Origin of the sequence: Streptomyces sp. BV286 (genome assembly GCF_019090165.1) — a bacterium.
In the GTDB taxonomy this organism is placed as follows: Bacteria; Actinomycetota; Actinomycetes; order Streptomycetales; family Streptomycetaceae; genus Streptomyces.
Map to the genome: position 1 here is coordinate 53,744 of NZ_JAHRIB010000149.1, position 14,937 is coordinate 68,680.

General features: G+C 72.2%; 14 protein-coding genes. 7 read left to right on the top strand and 7 right to left on the bottom strand.

Annotated elements, in window-relative coordinates; all coding sequences use genetic code 11:
• Nucleotides 1-218: 218 nt before the first annotated feature.
• Together KUF83_RS24225 and KUF83_RS24230 are read right to left on the bottom strand one after the other, a co-directional pair.
• Nucleotides 219-1,637, bottom strand: coding sequence for a HEAT repeat domain-containing protein (locus tag KUF83_RS24225; protein ID WP_217456973.1), 1,419 nt, complete (start codon nt 1,635-1,637; stop codon nt 219-221).
• Between the two features lie 300 nt (nt 1,638-1,937).
• Nucleotides 1,938-2,330 carry an ankyrin repeat domain-containing protein gene (locus KUF83_RS24230; protein WP_217456974.1) on the bottom strand — a complete coding sequence of 131 codons (393 nt, stop codon included), beginning with the start codon at nt 2,328-2,330 and terminating at the stop codon, nt 1,938-1,940.
• A 313-nt stretch (nt 2,331-2,643) separates the two neighbouring features.
• Here KUF83_RS24230 and KUF83_RS24235 point away from each other — a divergent pair, with 313 nt between their 5' ends.
• The gene (locus KUF83_RS24235; RefSeq protein ID WP_217456975.1) at nt 2,644-2,838 is read left to right on the top strand and encodes a hypothetical protein; all 195 of its coding nucleotides are present in this window, start codon (nt 2,644-2,646) and stop codon (nt 2,836-2,838) included.
• Between the two features lie 37 nt (nt 2,839-2,875).
• Nucleotides 2,876-4,513 (top strand): ATP-binding protein, encoded by a 1,638-nt coding sequence (locus tag KUF83_RS24240; RefSeq protein ID WP_308403115.1) that lies wholly within the window; start codon nt 2,876-2,878, stop codon nt 4,511-4,513.
• Nucleotides 4,514-4,636: 123 nt separating this feature from the next.
• Here the strand turns inward: KUF83_RS24240 and KUF83_RS24245 are convergent, their stop codons facing one another.
• Nucleotides 4,637-6,136, bottom strand: coding sequence for a PLP-dependent aminotransferase family protein (locus KUF83_RS24245; RefSeq protein WP_217456976.1), 1,500 nt, complete (start codon nt 6,134-6,136; stop codon nt 4,637-4,639).
• Between the two features lie 63 nt (nt 6,137-6,199).
• On the opposite strand from KUF83_RS24245, the gene KUF83_RS24250 reads away from it, so the two are divergent.
• The 4 genes from KUF83_RS24250 to KUF83_RS24265 all read left to right on the top strand — a co-directional run bounded on the left by KUF83_RS24250 (nt 6,200) and on the right by KUF83_RS24265 (nt 9,711).
• Nucleotides 6,200-6,898 carry a YitT family protein gene (locus KUF83_RS24250; protein ID WP_217456977.1) on the top strand — a complete coding sequence of 233 codons (699 nt, stop codon included), beginning with the start codon at nt 6,200-6,202 and terminating at the stop codon, nt 6,896-6,898.
• Nucleotides 6,895-7,662, top strand: coding sequence for a glycerophosphodiester phosphodiesterase (locus KUF83_RS24255; protein WP_217456979.1), 768 nt, complete (start codon nt 6,895-6,897; stop codon nt 7,660-7,662). Before KUF83_RS24250 ends, KUF83_RS24255 begins: the two co-directional genes overlap by 4 nt.
• Nucleotides 7,663-7,722: 60 nt before the next feature.
• On the top strand, nt 7,723-9,081 hold the full coding sequence (locus KUF83_RS24260) for an MFS transporter (RefSeq protein ID WP_217456980.1): 1,359 nt from the start codon (nt 7,723-7,725) through the stop codon (nt 9,079-9,081).
• Nucleotides 9,082-9,336: 255 nt separating this feature from the next.
• On the top strand, nt 9,337-9,711 hold the full coding sequence (locus KUF83_RS24265; RefSeq protein WP_003977404.1) for an RNA polymerase-binding protein RbpA: 375 nt from the start codon (nt 9,337-9,339) through the stop codon (nt 9,709-9,711).
• A 353-nt stretch (nt 9,712-10,064) separates the two neighbouring features.
• On the opposite strand, the gene fxsA is transcribed toward KUF83_RS24265, so the two are convergent.
• From fxsA to KUF83_RS24285, 4 genes are all read right to left on the bottom strand, one after another.
• A complete protein-coding gene (gene fxsA, locus KUF83_RS24270; protein WP_217456981.1) occupies nt 10,065-10,646 on the bottom strand; it encodes an FxsA family membrane protein in 582 nt (193 codons plus the stop codon).
• A gap of 84 nt (nt 10,647-10,730) precedes the next feature.
• Nucleotides 10,731-11,498, bottom strand: a complete 768-nt coding sequence (locus KUF83_RS24275) for a polyprenol monophosphomannose synthase (RefSeq protein ID WP_217456983.1) — start codon at nt 11,496-11,498, stop codon at nt 10,731-10,733.
• 502 nt (nt 11,499-12,000) lie between these two features.
• Nucleotides 12,001-13,695, bottom strand: a complete 1,695-nt coding sequence (locus KUF83_RS24280; RefSeq protein WP_217456985.1) for an amidohydrolase — start codon at nt 13,693-13,695, stop codon at nt 12,001-12,003.
• A gap of 69 nt (nt 13,696-13,764) precedes the next feature.
• Nucleotides 13,765-14,205, bottom strand: coding sequence for an Lrp/AsnC family transcriptional regulator (locus KUF83_RS24285; protein WP_217456987.1), 441 nt, complete (start codon nt 14,203-14,205; stop codon nt 13,765-13,767).
• 266 nt (nt 14,206-14,471) lie between these two features.
• On the opposite strand from KUF83_RS24285, the gene KUF83_RS24290 reads away from it, so the two are divergent.
• The gene (locus tag KUF83_RS24290; protein ID WP_217456989.1) at nt 14,472-14,909 is read left to right on the top strand and encodes a hypothetical protein; all 438 of its coding nucleotides are present in this window, start codon (nt 14,472-14,474) and stop codon (nt 14,907-14,909) included.
• The last annotated feature ends 28 nt before the right edge of the window (nt 14,910-14,937 follow it).

Sequence of the window (14,937 nt, forward strand, 5' to 3'; positions counted from 1 at the left end):
CTGTTGTCGTCGCGCTGGACGTGGACGCGTCAACGTGGATCTTTCCGGCCGAGGAACGTCCCGTGAGCGTTGCGCTCCGCACGGCCCGGCATCACGGGCCGGTCACGCTCCGGCGTCCGGGCCCGTACCTGCGGGATACGGGCCGGCGACGGAACCCTCACACGCGGTGTCTCGCACGCCGGTCGCACCCGGCGCTCTTCCCGGCTGTCCCGGACGCGTCACACGGCGGACGCGTCCGGTCCGATGCGGCTGCGCACCGCGGTCTGTACCTCGGCCTCCTCGGCCGGGTCGGCGGCGAGCCGCCGGAGCTGGTCGACCACTCGGGCGTCACCGGTCTCGGCGTGCCGGGCGGCCACTTCACGGGTGGTCTCCTCGCAGTCCCAGAGGCACTCGACGGCGAAGCCGGCGGCGAAGGAGGGGTCGGTGGCGGCCAGCGCGCGAGCCGCCCGCCCGCGCAGATGGGACGAGGCGGTCTCGCGGTAGACGTGCCGCAGGACGGGGGCCGCGCCCGCGATCCCGAGGCGTCCGGCGCCGTCGACCAGCGTCCACAGGGTCTGCGCGTCCGGCCCTTCTCCCCGCACGGCTTCGCGCAGGGCGCCCAGGACGAGCTCGCTGTCCTGGGCGCCGCCCCGGCACGCGAGGACTCGGCCTGCGGCTTCTCCCAGGGCGTCGGGCCGGTGGGCCCAGCCGCGGGCCCGTTCCACCGCGGCCACGCTCCGCATCCGCTCGAAGGCGTCCACGGCGGCGTCGACGACGAGTCGTGATCCCGAGGCCTGTGCGGCCTCGACCAGATCCAGTGCGTCGGGATCGTGGCTGTCGGCGAGGTAGCGCAGGGCGGTGCACCGGGCGCCGTCGTCGCCGGTGCGGGCGGCCTCGACGATCTCGGGTCGGTCCTCGGGTCCGGCGACGGCGGTGAGACACCGCGCCGCCGGCACATGGAGGGCGGCTCCGCGCTCGATGCCCTGCTGGGCCCATTCGAAGACGGCCCGGACGCTCCATCCGGGGCGGGGCCCGGGTGGTCGCATCTGTTGCTGCCACCGGTCGAAGGAACCGGCTTCCCGGGCGGCACGCACCCGGGGGCCGACGGATGCGCGGGGATCGTCGGCCCACAGCCGCCAGGGCCGGGGTTCGAAGGAGTCCCGTACGACCGCCGCCAGTTCGGCCTCGCCCTCGGGATCGGCGGGGAACCGGGCGAGCACGGGGGCCGCGAGGGCTCGCAGGCCCGCGTCGTCGTCGCGCAACGCCAGTTCGTCGAGGGCCCAGGCCCAGTTGGCGCCGCAGGCGGCGTACCGCCGCAGCATCTCGAGGGCGTCCTGCCGACCGTACGAGGCGAGGTGGCCGAGGACGGCGAGCGCGAGGCCCGTGCGTGACTCGTCCGTGTCGAGGACGTCCGCCGCGTCGAACAGGTGCGCGGCGATCTCGTCGAGACCGCCGCCCAGATCGAGGTAGAGGCGGGCGTAGTAGAGGGAGCGGTTCTCCACCTGCCAGTCGTGGCGGGGGTCGCTCAGCACGCAGTGGTTGAGCGCCGCGAGCGCTTCGGCACGCGGTGCCGTGAGCGCGTGCAGCGTGCCGTCGCCGCGGCCCCTCTGAAGCAGGCCGAGCAGCGTACCGCTGGGCGCTATGACCGGATCGAACATGGGAAACAGCCTCACATCAAGCGTCGACGCAACCGGGATCCTGATTCACCTGGCCGCGTGACAACACGTCGGGGCGCCCGCCGTTTCCTGCTTGCTGTAGACCATCTTCCTCTGCCTCTCGTCGGTGGCCCGTGCGGGCCGCATCACGGTCCGCGCGGTGCGGCAACACCTGCCCAGCCATCACGTCCGTGAATCACGACGTCATGATGACCCAGCGGTTCTCGCTGCCGCGACCGCATTTCCGGCGGCCCCGTACCGCCTCCCCCAAAAATGATGTTTCGCCTGGTCAAGGCGGATGGTTCAGTGTGTACCGAACAGCTCGAGCAGTTCGATCTTGGCGAACATACGAGCCGTGTCCTCGGCGGAGGGTGTCCCCGCCGCGGGGTCCGCGCCCGCGTCCAGGAGGACACGGATCACCGCGTCCTCGCCCTTGAAGACGGCTCCGGCGAGCGGAGTCTGACCCCGGTCGTTGATGCGGTCCGCCTCGGCGCCGCGCTCGAGGAGGGCGCGTACGGCGTCGGCGTGGCCGTGATAGGCGGCCAGCATCACGAGGGAGTCGCCGCGGTCGTTGGTGAGGTTGGCCGGGACACCCGCGTCGACGTACGCGACGAGCGCCTCGGTCTGCCCCCGCCGGGCCAGATCGAAGATCTTGGTCGCCAGCTCCACGACCTCGGGGTCGGGGGCTTCACTCATCGGCGGGACCGCCTCTCACTGCGAAAACTGCGACGACGAACGGGACTGCGGGAACGTACGGCTGCCAGCGGTGCGACCGTACGAGTGAATCGCCAGCGTACTGGCTCCGCGCGCACATGACCGGGCCCGGCCGAGGCAAAGATCACCACGAATCCGGCAAACCGCCGAGAGGCCGCCCGCAAGGCCTTACAGGACAGGGCCATAGAGGTGAAATAAGCGGAATTTCACCCAGTTGCACCTTTAATCGTATGGATACATGCTGTGAGCCTGGAAGTACTCATGGTGACTGTCCCCATCGACCAGGAGAACTCTCATGATCCTGTCCATCTCAGGTGTGGTCCTGCTCGGCATCATCGTCTTCCTCTTCTTCCGGAAGGACGGCCTCAAGGCCTCGCACGCGCTGGTCTGCGCCCTCTTCGGGTTCTACCTCGCGGGTACGGCCATCGCGCCGAGCATCACGGCCGGCGGCGCGAGCCTGGCCGGGATGCTCAGCGGGATCAAGTTCTGACGCCCACCCTGTTCGCACGCACCTCCAGGAGACAGCAGTGGCCCGGCGCCCCCTCCCCCGCATTCTGAGTACCGGCAGCGCGCAGATCGCCCGCAGCCGGGACCTGGCCCGGACGGCCGCCGACAGCGCCACCGACGTCCTCCACCCACTGATCACGATCAGTCGTGGACTGCGCCGGCTGGCGGCCGCCGGACGGCGCAGGTGGGCGGACACCCCCAAGGACCGGCGCGGTCCACTGCTGTTCCTGGTGGCCTCGGTCGTCCTGGTCGTGGCCCTCATCCCGTACGGACCGCTGCTCGCCGTCATCACCCTGATGGCGGCGGCCGCGTGGCAGGGCAAGGACCGCACTCCGCCCGGACCCACCGGGCCGGACGAGGCGCAGGGCAAGCGCCTGGAGTCCCTCTACGAAGCACTCGTGCCGTACTTCTCCGTCCCCGAGGACCCGGCCCCGCTCTACGCCCACGGCGGCGAGTGGGGCAAGGCCTTCGAGTCGTACGAGTTCGACGACACCGGGCGCGTCTCACACCTGTCCATCCGCTACCCCGCCTACTTCACGGACGGGGAGGCGGGCTCCCGGGCCCGTATCGAGCAGCTGCTGCACGCCAAGTCGGGCCGCGGCCGGGAGTACCGCTTCGCGTGGGACGAGGAGGGCAACCAGCTCACGGTCGCCGTGCTGCCGCCGCTCCCCACCGACGTCGCCGCCCAGCGGTTCGTCACGGCCCCGGGAGAGACCCTCCTCGGCTTCACCGACCCGGCCGGCGTCCAGCGCACGCTTCCGCTCACGTCCGGCGAGGAGCGGCGGGACGTCCCTCCGGTGATCTGGCGCACCGGTGCCCGCTCGACCGAGCCGCATCTGCTCGCGGTCGGCGGGCCCGGCAGCGGCACGACCACTCTTCTGCGCTCGATCGCCCTGCAGGCCCTCCAGCACGGAGACGTGCTGGTCGTCGAGGGCGTCGGCACGGGCGAGTTCGCCTGCCTGACGGGGCGCGACGGCGTCCTGGGGGTCGAGTGCGGCCTGGCGGGCGCGCTGACCGGCCTCGAATGGGCGGCGCACGAGACGGAACGCCGTCTCATCGCCGCGAACCGCGCCCGGCAGTCGGGCCAGGCTCCGCCGGAGGACACGAAGCGTCCGCTGTGGCTCCTCCTGGACCGCCCGACCGCGCTCGGCCACCTCGCGGCGGCCGACGGCCGGAGGGATCCGCTGGACCTGCTCCAGGTGCCGCTGCGCCACGGCCGCGCGGCAGGTGTGACGGTCGTGGTGGCCGAGCAGTTCGACGCTCTCGACTCGCTCGGCGACGCGGTACGGGGGCACACGCGCGCGCGTGTCGTACTCGGTCCGGCATCGGCGGGTCAGCTCGAAGCGGTGCTCGGGTCGCCGCCGCACACGACTCCCACGCCCGACGTGCCGCCCGGCCGCGGGTACGCCCGGCTGGGTGCGGGCCCGGTCCACCGCCTCCAGGTACCGGCGACCCCGGACCCGTACGACGAGGCGACCAGCGAGACCCACCGCCGGGCGGTGCTCGGCCTGCTGCCGCCGCTCACCACTCCGGTGGACGCGGCGGCCGCGCCCCCGGCCGCCGCGGACCCGGTGCAGGGAAGCCTCGCGGACGAGACACCGCAGAGCCCCGTGCGCGTCACGGCGTCCGGCCCCGTGGGCATCCCCGCGGAGGGCTGAGCCCCGGCGCCAACGGGGACCGGAGGGACCCGGCCACGAGCCGGGCCGCGAGGCCCGCACCCCACGGACGACGCCCGGATCACACGCCACCGACTGAGGCACCGGGGCGTGGGACGCGCGGCATCACGCCACGAACGTGCGCGGTGTCTCGGTTCCTCCGTTCGCGCCCTTCTCGACCAGCCGGGCCGCCGCCGCCAGCCGCGCCGCGGCCTCGTCGGCGACCGCCCCGCCGACCGTGAAGGGCAGGCGCACGTACCCCTCGAAGGCACCGTCCACGCCGAAACGGGGCCCTGACGGCACCCGTACGCCCACACGCTCGCCGACCTCGGCCAGCCGCGAGCCGGACAGGCCCCCCGTACGCACCCACAGGGTGAGACCGCCGCTCGGCACGTCGAACTCCCAGCCGGGAAGCTCCCGGCGCAGGGCCGCCACCAGGGCGTCCCGGTTCTCGCGGGCCTGGAGGCGCCGCACGTCCACGGCCTGCTCCCAGCCGCCGGTGCTCAGCAGCCAGTTCACCGCGAGCTGCTCCAGGACGGGGGTGCCGAGGTCGGCGTAGGCGCGCGCCGCGACCAGGCTGCGGATCACGTCGGGCGCGGCGCGGACCCAGCCGATCCGCATGCCGGCCCAGAAGGCCTTGCTGGCCGAACCGACCGTGACGACCGTCGACCCGGCCGGGTCGAATCCGCAGACGGGGCGCGGCAGTGCGAGCCCTTCGTCGAGATGCAGTTCGCTCATGGTCTCGTCGACGACCAGTACGGTGCCGGCCGACCGCGCGGCGTCGACGAGCCGGCGCCGCTGGTCCTCGTCGGCGAGCGCACCGGTCGGGTTGTGGAAGTCGGCGACGACGTAGGCGAGGCGGGGCGCCGCGTCACGCAGCACCTGCCGCCAGCGGTCCATGTCCCAGCCGGCGAGCCCCTCGGCCATGGCGACGGGCACCAGACGGGCCCCGGCCTCGCGCATCAGCTGAAGGATGTTGGCGTACGAGGGCGACTCGACCGCGATGCGCTCCCCTCGCCCGGAGAAGAGGTGACAGATGGCGTCGATGGCACCCATGGCTCCGGTGGTCACCATGATCTGCTCGGGCATGGTCGGGATGCCGCGCGCGGTGTACCGCTCGGCGAGCGTCTCGCGCAGCGCGGGCAGCCCCGCCGGGTAGTCGCCGTGCGTGTGGGCGTACGGCGGCAGTTCCTCCAGAGCGCCCTGGACGGCCCGGGTGAGCCAGGGTTCGGGTGCGGGCAGGGCCGCGCAGCCGAGGTCGATCATGGAGCCGAGGGCCTCGGGCGGCAGGGGTTCGAGGCCGCGGGCGGGCAGTGGGTTCCCGGCCGGTACGGCGGTCCAGCTGCCCGCTCCCCTGCGGGACTCCAGGAACCCTTCGGCGCGCAGCGCTTCGTAGGCGGCGGCCACCGTCGTGCGGCTCACGGACAGGGAGAGGGCCAGTTCGCGCTCGGCGGGCAGTCGCGCGGCGACGGGCACCCGGCCTTCGAGGACGAGCAGCCGGACACCGTCGGCGAGGGCACGATAGGCCGGCGGACGGCGCGCGCCGGGGCCCGCCGGGCGCTCCTGCTGGGAGTTGAGCAGCCGGGCGAGCTGAGCGGCTCCCACCGCCGAGGTCCACTGCGCCATGATTTCAGTCCACCTTCCCCGAATTGGCCATGGAAGAGGCCTCTTCTCACGCCACAGAGTGTCATGAGTCGGTCCACTACCACCACCAGGGAGCACTCCTTGTCCACTCCAGCGCCGGGGCGCCTCACCCGCAGACTGCTTCAGCTGTACGTGGGTCTGGCGCTGTACGGCGCGAGCGTGGCCCTCCTCGTGGAGGGGGACCTGGGTCTGGCTCCGTGGAGCGTCCTGGACCAGGGCCTCGCCGAGCTGACCGGGCTGACCATCGGTGTCGTCTCGATCATCGTGGGCGCCGCGGTTCTCCTGCTGTGGATCCCGTTGCGCCAGCGCCCGGGGCTCGGGACGGTCTCCAACGTCTTCGTGGTCGGTATCGCGATGGACGGCACCCTCGCCCTGCTCCCGGACGTGCACGCCCTCGGGATCCGTGTCCCCCTGCTGGTGGCCGGCATCCTGCTCAACGGGGTGGCGACGGGCCTCTACATAGCGGCCCGTTTCGGTCCGGGTCCGCGCGACGGCCTGATGACGGGCCTCCACCGGCGCACCGGCCGGTCGATCCGCCTGGTGCGCACGGCCCTGGAGGTGGCGGTGGTCGCCACGGGCTTCGCCCTGGGCGGCACGGTCGGTGTGGGAACAGTCCTGTACGCGGTGGCCATCGGCCCGCTGGCCCAGCTCTTCCTGCGGGTGTTCGCCGTCCCGCAGGCATCACCGGACGGCAGCACGGTCGTTGCCGGCGGGTCGTCACAGGGGGCGATACTGCGCGGGTGACCTCGCGCATACGCCACCCCTACCTCGACCATCCCGGCCCCATCGCGTTCGCCCACCGGGGCGGAGCCGCCGACGGCCTGGAGAACACCGTGACCCAGTTCCGCCGCGCGGTCGAGGCCGGCTACCGGTACATCGAGACCGATGTGCACGCCACGAGGGACGGACGACTCGTCGCCTTCCACGACTCGACGCTGGACCGGGTGACCGACGGGGCGGGCCGGATAGCGGACCTCCCCTGGGACGACGTGCGCCACGCGCGCGTGGCGGGCGCCGAACCGGTCCCCCTCTTCGAGGAACTGCTGGAGACCTTCCCCGGGGTCCGCTGGAACGTCGACGTCAAGGCGGAGCCCGCGCTGCGCCCGCTCCTCGACCTGATCGGTCGCACGGATTCCTGGGACCGTGTCTGTGTCGGCTCCTTCTCCGAGGCGAGGGTCGCCCGCGCCCAGCACCTGGCCGGCCCCCGCCTGGCCACCTCGTACGGCACCCGGGGCGTACTGGGGCTGCGCCTGAGGTCGTGGGGCGTACCCGCCGCGCTGCGCCGCTCGGCGGTCTGTGCCCAGGTTCCCGAGGCCCAGTCGGGCGTCCCCGTGGTCGACCGCCGCTTCGTGCGCGCCGCCCACGCGCGCGGGCTGCAGGTCCACGTGTGGACGGTCAACGAGGCCGAGCGGATGCACCGGCTCCTGGACCTGGGAGCCGATGGCATCATGACCGATCACATCGAGACACTGCGCGGGGTCCTGAAGGACCGTGGCACCTGGGTCTGACGGCCCGGCGCACCGCGCGGCGTCCGCGTACGGGGACAAGACGGGGAAGCGAGGGCACGGATGGGCACCGACACCGTGCGGGAACGGGCGGCGGACGGAGCCGCCGAACGGCGGCGCGAACAACGCGGCTGGTACTTCTACGACTGGGCCTGCTCCGTCTACTCGACGAGCGTGCTCACCGTGTTCCTCGGTCCGTATCTGACATCGATCGCCAAGGCCGCCGCGGACGCGGAGGGCTTCGTCCACCCGCTGGGCGTTCCCCTGCGCGCCGGATCCTTCTTCGCCTACTGCGTGTCCGCCTCGGTGATCCTGTCGATCTTCGTGATGCCGCTCGCGGGCGCTGCGGCCGACCGGACGGGCCGCAAGAAGCCGCTCCTCGCGACCGCCGCCTACCTGGGGGCAGCCGCCACCACCGGCATGTTCTTCCTGAACGGCGACCGCTACCTGCTGGGCGGTCTCCTGCTGATCGTGGCCAACGCCTCCCTGGCCGTGTCGATGGTGCTCTACAACTCCTATCTGCCGCAGATCGCGCCGTCCGAGGAGCGCGACGCCGTCTCCTCCAGGGGCTGGGCCTTCGGCTACGCGGCGGGCTCGCTGGTCCTCGTGGTGAACCTGGTCCTCTACACCGCCCACGCCGACTTCGGCCTCTCGGAGGCGATGGCGGTCCGGATCTGCCTGGCCTCGGCGGGCATCTGGTGGGGCGCCTTCACCCTCATCCCGCTCAAGCGGCTGCGCGACCGCCGCACGTCGGCCGCTCCGGGCTCGTCCACCGTGTCCGGGCACGGCTGGCGGCAGCTGGCGGCCACCGTGCGCGACATGCGACGGCAGCCTCTGACGCTCGCCTTCCTCCTCGCGTACCTCGTCTACAACGACGGCATCCAGACGGTCATCTCGCAGGCCTCCGTGTACGGCTCGGAGGAACTGGGACTCGACCAGTCGACACTGATCGTCGCCGTGCTGCTGGTCCAGCTGCTCGCGGTGGCCGGCGCCCTCGGGATGGGCCGGCTGGCCCGGACGTACGGAGCCAAACGGACCATTCTCGGCTCGCTGGTCGCCTGGACCCTCACCCTGGGCGCCGGATACTTCCTGCCGGCCGGAGCACCCCTCTGGTTCTTCGTGCTCGCCGCCGGCATCGGACTCGTCCTCGGCGGCAGCCAGGCGCTGTCCCGGTCCCTGTTCTCGCACCTGGTGCCGCCCGGCAAGGAGGCCGAGTACTTCTCGGCGTACGAGATGAGCGACCGCGGCATGAGCTGGCTGGGCCCGCTCCTGTTCGGCCTGACGTACCAGCTGACCGGAAGTTATCGGGACGCGATCATCTCGCTCGTGGCCTTCTTCGTGCTGGGATTCGCGCTGCTCGCGAGGGTTCCGGTGCGCCAGGCGGTGCGCGACGCGGGCAATCCCGTTCCCGCGAGGATTTAGCACTCGGGGCCAAAGGCCGGTAGTGTACGCGTTTGGCCTGCCAGGCGTACCGTTACTGCGCGTCAAAGATGCCGCAACGCTGGGTGACATCTACTGTCAGATGTGACAAACCGGGCGCAGGTGGGTACAACAAGGGGCGGCTACGACGGCGACGCATGACCCTGAACGGGAATCTTTACCGCCGACCGGACGTTGACCGGATGACGACGACAGCGACACCTGTCCTGTGGGCGACAAGCCCGGGAGGCACGATTCATGAGTGAGCGAGCTCTTCGCGGCACGCGCCTCGTGGTGACCAGCTACGAGACGGACCGCGGCATCGACCTGGCTCCACGCCAGGCCGTTGAGTACGCATGCGAGAAGGGCCATCGATTCGAGATGCCCTTCTCGGTGGAGGCGGAGATCCCGCCGGAGTGGGAGTGCAAGGTCTGCGGGGCCCAAGCACTCCTGGTGGACGGTGACGGCCCTGAAGAGAAGAAGGCCAAGCCCGCCCGTACGCATTGGGACATGCTCATGGAGCGGCGTACGCGGGAGGAGCTCGAAGAGGTCCTCGAAGAGCGCTTGGCCGTGCTTCGATCCGGAGCCATGAACATCGCGGTCCACCCTCGGGACAGCCGCAAGTCCGCGTAACCCCTCCGGGGGTTGGGCGGCATAGATCGCACGCACGCGACCGCGGGCGCCGTACTTGTGAGTACGGTTCCTGCGGTTTTGTGCGTCCCGATACCGGTCTGGATGCTGGTGGTTGCCTGGCGGGGCAGGTCCGGCTGCCCGCTTTCGTGGGGGCGGGTCCGTCGTGGTCCATTGCCGATGTCCACTGCCGATCGCCGATCGCGCAGGTCCGGTCCTCGAACGGTCCCTGGCCGCTGTGGCCCCTCCGGCGGCGTCTCGGCTCACCGGCGGCGTTCGGCATCCGCGGTAGCGTGCGGGCGTCTCCGAACCGGACGGGCGGGGCCGGGGGCCGAGCCCCCGGCGCAGGTCCTGCCTCAGCCGGTCAGCGGCGGCCGTGACCCCGCGTCCTCCTGGTACCCCCGCGGCTCGGCGTCCCGGATGACCTCGCCCTGGACGACCTTGCCGTCGGGACGGTGGATACGGGCCTGCTGGAAGGCATCCCCGAGGCCGCCGGAGGAGACCTCACGCATCTTGCGCTCGAACGTACGCTCCGCGTAGCGGCCGAGAGCCTTCTGGACCGGCGGGACCAGCAGGAGCAGGCCGAGCGCGTCGGAGATCAGGCCCGGCAGCATCAGCAGGAGGCCGCCGAGCATCATCAGGCCGTTGCCCTCGGAATTGGTCCGGCCTTCGGGCAGCACGCCGCTCTGCTGCTGTTGCAGCGCCTCACTCAGCGCGCGGAAGGCCCGGCGCCCGGCGCGCTTGATGACCACGGAGCCGAGGACGAAGCCGGCGACCAGCAGCAGGAAGACCGCGAGGCCACTCGCCGCGCCCGCCACCACCATCAGCAGCCAGATTTCCAGCACGAGCCACGCGGCGATGCCCAGCGGCAGGAACCTGAGCACCTTGGAGCGGCGGGGCCGGGATGAGGGGGGCGGGGTCGAAGCGCCAGTCGTCATACGTCCAGTGTGCCTGGCTCAGGCTCAGTACGGCATAAGCGGGTGGTCAGAGCCGCCCGCGCGACGGAATCCCGCTTCAGGGCTTCAGGGCTTGAGGCGCCCGAGGACACGCCCCGCGCGCTCCCCCACACCCCAGGTGGTGACCCGCCACAGCGCCTCCACCAGGATGTCGCGGCTCATCTTGGAGTCGCCGAGCTCACGCTCGACGAACGTGATGGGCACCTCGACCACGTGGAAGCCTGCTTTGACGGCCCGGCGGGCCAGGTCGACCTGGAAGCAGTAGCCCTGCGAGGAGACCTCGCCGAGTCCGAGGCCCTCCAGGGTCTCGCGCCTGAAGGCCCGGTAGCCGCCCGTGACATCACGGATCGGCACGTCCAGCAGGACGCGCGAGTACAGGCTTCCCCCGCGCGAGAGGAACTCGCGGGACTTGGGCCAGTTCACCACCCGGCCGCCCGGCACCCAGCGGGAGCCGAGCGCGAGGTCGGCGCCCTTCAGCGCGGTCAGCAGCCGGGGCAGTTCCTCGGGCTGGTGCGAGCCGTCGGCGTCCATCTCGACCAGGACGCCGTACCCGTGCTCCAGGCCCCAGCGGAATCCCGCGAGGTAGGCGGCGCCGAGGCCCTCCTTGCCCTTGCGGTGCATCACGTGGACGTGATCGTCCTCGACGGTCAGTTCGTCGGCGAGCTTTCCCGTGCCGTCGGGGCTGTTGTCGTCGGCGATCAGGACGTGCGCCGCGGGGACGGCCGCCCGTACTCGGCCGACGATCGCCTTGATGTTCTCCGCCTCGTTGAAGGTCGGGATGATCACCAGGGTCGTACCGAGCGGACCGAACCGTCGTTCACCGCCGTCGTTCACAGCTTCCCCTTAAGACTTCCGTGCGAGAGGGGCTCCACCATAGCGAGCGCCGCTCTTCACGCCGGTTAGGCGCCGACTCGAAAGTCCCGCGAAGGGGTGGTACTGCGGATCGGGGCCCGGCGCCCTTCGGGCCGACCTGGGACCCGCTGGCTGCGGGTCGACCGAAAGCCGTTGTCTACTGAGCGTCCGGGCCCCACCCGGGTCACACCATCCGGCCGGAACGTTCCCTCGCCCCGTGGCGCGGGCGCTGGGCCTGGCTCCCAGTGGCGGTGCGCCGGTGCGGCACACCACCCCTGACCCAACTGCGCTGCGGCGACTGCGCGGAAGTTCACCGGTCGGACGTCCGGTGGTGGACCCGGCCGAACCTACCGGCCACCTGCCGCTCGCTGTCAACAGCCGTTTGAGCTGCTGCTTTTCCGTCAAATGCCTGGTCAGCGCGGAGGATACGCAGGTCGCACGACAGGCCGGCGGGCCATGATCGGCACCGCGCCACCCCGGGACATCACTCGTCCGGCCGTACGAATACGGTTCGGCCGTCCACCACGGTGCGCAGGCAGACGGGCAGGCGCGCTCCGGGTGTCAGGTCGGGCAGTCCCGGCGTGCCGGAGCGGGGGTCCGTCGACCAGCGGGCGACCCGGTCGTCCGGGGCCTGGACCAGCAGTTCGCCGGTACGCCACACGGCGTAGTCCGCGGGCGCGCCGGGTACCAGGACCCCCGCGTCGTCCCGTCCGACCGCCCGCCAGCCGCCCCGCGTGTGCGCCGTGAAGGCGGCGCGCACGGACACCCGGTGCTCGGGGGTCCGGTGGAAGGCCGCGGCGCGGACGGTGCCCCACGGGTCGAGCGGGGTGACAGGGCTGTCGGATCCGAAGGCGAGCGGGACTCCGGCCCGCAGCAACGCGGCGAAGGGGTTGAGCGTGCGGGCCCGTTCGGCGCCCAGGCGCTGGACGTACATGCCGTCCTCGCCGCCCCACAGTGCGTCGAAGGCCGGCTGGACGGAGGCGGTGAGGCCGAGGTCGGCGAAGCCGGCGATCGTCTCGGGTGTGAGCATCTCGGCGTGCTCGACGCGGTGCCGGGCGGCGCGCACCCGGGCCACGCCTACCTTCTCGGCGGCGGCGCGCATGCCTTCGACCACGGAGGTCACGGCGGCGTCCCCGATCGCGTGGAAGCCCGCCTGGAGCCCCGCCTCGGTGCACGCCACGACATGGGCGGCGACAGCGGCGGTGTCCAGGTACGCGGTACCGCTGTGACCGGCGTCGGTGTAGGGCCGGTGCAGGCAGGCCGTGTGCGAGCCGAGGGCGCCGTCCACGAAGAGGTCGCCCGCGGCGCCCGCCGCTCCGAGCTCGCGGGCCCGGGTGACGTCCTGTTCGGCCCAGTAGCCGATGACACGGGGTCCGGGCTCCTCGGCGGCGAGCCGGAGCAGACCGGTGAAGTCGTCCTCGGAGGAGATCTCCGGGCCCGCGCACTCGTGCACGGAGCCGATGCCGAGCGAGGCGGCGTGCCGGAGGGCGGCGCGCTGGGCCTCCGTGCGCTGTGTCGGCGTCACGGCTGCGAACGCGGCGGCGCGTACGGCGTGGTGGGCGTCGCGGGTGAGCGGCTCGCCGTCCGTGAATCCGGCCGCCCCGCGTACGCCGGGTGCCATGTCCAGCAGGGCGGTGGTGGCGACGGCCGAGTGGACGTCGATGCGGCTGAGGTAGAGCGGGCGGCCACCGGCGGCCTCGTCGAGCTCGTCACGCCGCGGGGGCCGCCGCTCGGGCCAGCGGGCGGCGTCCCAGCCGTGACCGAGGAGTACCCGGTCGGCGGGACGGGAGGCCGCGAAGTCCCGTACGCGGGCCATGGCGTCGGCGAGGGTGCGGGCGCCGGAGAGGTCGAGGCCGGTGAGGGCCAGGCCGGTGGCCGTGGTGTGCACGTGCGCGTCCGTGAACGCCGGGGTGACGAGCGCCCCTTCGAGGTCCACCACCTCGTCGACGCCGTCCGAGAACGCGTCGGCGGCGCCCTCCGAACCGACCCAGGCGACCTGCCCGCGTTCCACGACCATCGCGGTGGCGAACGGGTCGGCGGGGCTGTGGACCTCCCCGCCGCGCAGCAGCACGGTCCGCGCTCCGGAGGAACGGTCGTCCTCGGTCCTGGGGGCGTGCGGGTCCGAAAGCGTGCCCGGCGCGGCGTGGTGCGGCTCGGGATCGGCGGTGCTGTCACTCATGGGGAACAGTCTCACCCCTGTGGGGGCGGCCTCGTGCGCGGGGCCCCGTGGAGGAGGGAGCAGCGGTCCTCAGATCCTCGGTGGCCGTGCCTCGTACGGTGTCGAGAGGACCACCGTCGTCCGGGTGGACACCCCTGCCAGCGTGCGCAGGCGCGCGAGGAGTTCCTCCAGCTCGTGCGGTGTCGAGACGCGGACCTTGAGGATGTAGTTCTCGTCGCCGGCGACGCTGTGGCAGGCCTCGATCTCCGGAACGCCGGCCAGTCGCTCGGCGATGTCGTCCGGGGCGCTGGGGTCGAACGGTTTCACCGAGATGAAGGCCGTCATCGGCAGTCCCACGGCCTCGGGGTCGACGACCGCGGCATAGCCGCGGATGACGCCGCGCTGCTCCAGTCGGCGTACCCGCTGGTGCACGGCCGATGTGGACAGGCCCGTGGCCTTGCCCAGGTCGGTGTAGCTCATCCGCCCGTCTTCGACGAGCAGCTGCACGATGTGGCGGTCCAGCTCCTCCATGGCGGAGAACCTACAGTGCCCTTGATCCCCCCGGATACTCAGCGGCGCAGGTCATACCCGGTTCGTGATGTGTAATGGGTGCGCGGGCGGGACGGGCGGGGGGACAAACCCGCCGGGTCGGGCACCTGCGGGCGGCATGTGACGAACGCCACATGGCGTCGCCGGCTTCCGTGATGTTCTCGTGATTACCGCAGAGACGGGACGGGAAGTGCTTGCTGTGGCCGAGGTCGCAGTGCCTTTTCGGCCCACCCGAGGGGGAGTAGCCCATGCAGAGTCTGAAGCGCCTTGGCCGCACCGCGCCCAAGCGGCAGCAGTCGGTCGTCGAGCCCGAGCCGGAGGGCGTCGAACCGGACGCCCTGGACGGCGAGGAACTCGACGCGTACGACACCTTCGAGATGTACCGGGTGATCTGCCCGGACTGCGCTCAGCCCATCGCGCTCCTGGCGGACGAGGAGAGCCTGCCGGAGCACGCGCTCTGCGCGTCGCCGTGGAACCCGTTCGGGCTGACGGTCTGCGCCGGTACGGGCCGCGCGGCGGCCGAGGCACGGCCCGCCGACGAGACGATGGAGGTTCAGGAGCAGGACACCGCCCTGCTGTTGACGCTCCCTCAGGGACTCGACTGGCGTACCCAGCCCTTCTCGCACGTCGGTGGCCCCGGTTCGCGCCCCATGCGGGTGCCGGTGATGCGCGACCAGGCCGCCTGAGCGGTCCGCGGCCCGGTCCCCGCCGAGA

Excerpts from the sequence above, each read along its gene's own strand:
- KUF83_RS24225 (WP_217456973.1), bottom strand. The coding sequence starts at position 1,637 with ATGTTCGATCCGGTCATAGCGCCCAGCGGTACGCTGCTCGGCCTGCTT.
- KUF83_RS24230 (WP_217456974.1), bottom strand. The coding sequence starts at position 2,330 with ATGAGTGAAGCCCCCGACCCCGAGGTCGTGGAGCTGGCGACCAAGATC.
- KUF83_RS24235 (WP_217456975.1), top strand. The coding sequence starts at position 2,644 with ATGATCCTGTCCATCTCAGGTGTGGTCCTGCTCGGCATCATCGTCTTC.
- KUF83_RS24245 (WP_217456976.1), bottom strand. The coding sequence starts at position 6,136 with ATGGCGCAGTGGACCTCGGCGGTGGGAGCCGCTCAGCTCGCCCGGCTG.
- KUF83_RS24250 (WP_217456977.1), top strand. The coding sequence starts at position 6,200 with ATGAGTCGGTCCACTACCACCACCAGGGAGCACTCCTTGTCCACTCCA.
- KUF83_RS24260 (WP_217456980.1), top strand. The coding sequence starts at position 7,723 with ATGGGCACCGACACCGTGCGGGAACGGGCGGCGGACGGAGCCGCCGAA.
- KUF83_RS24265 (WP_003977404.1), top strand. The coding sequence starts at position 9,337 with ATGAGTGAGCGAGCTCTTCGCGGCACGCGCCTCGTGGTGACCAGCTAC.
- fxsA (WP_217456981.1), bottom strand. The coding sequence starts at position 10,646 with ATGACGACTGGCGCTTCGACCCCGCCCCCCTCATCCCGGCCCCGCCGC.
- KUF83_RS24280 (WP_217456985.1), bottom strand. The coding sequence starts at position 13,695 with ATGAGTGACAGCACCGCCGATCCCGAGCCGCACCACGCCGCGCCGGGC.
- KUF83_RS24285 (WP_217456987.1), bottom strand. The coding sequence starts at position 14,205 with ATGGAGGAGCTGGACCGCCACATCGTGCAGCTGCTCGTCGAAGACGGG.
- KUF83_RS24290 (WP_217456989.1), top strand. The coding sequence starts at position 14,472 with ATGCAGAGTCTGAAGCGCCTTGGCCGCACCGCGCCCAAGCGGCAGCAG.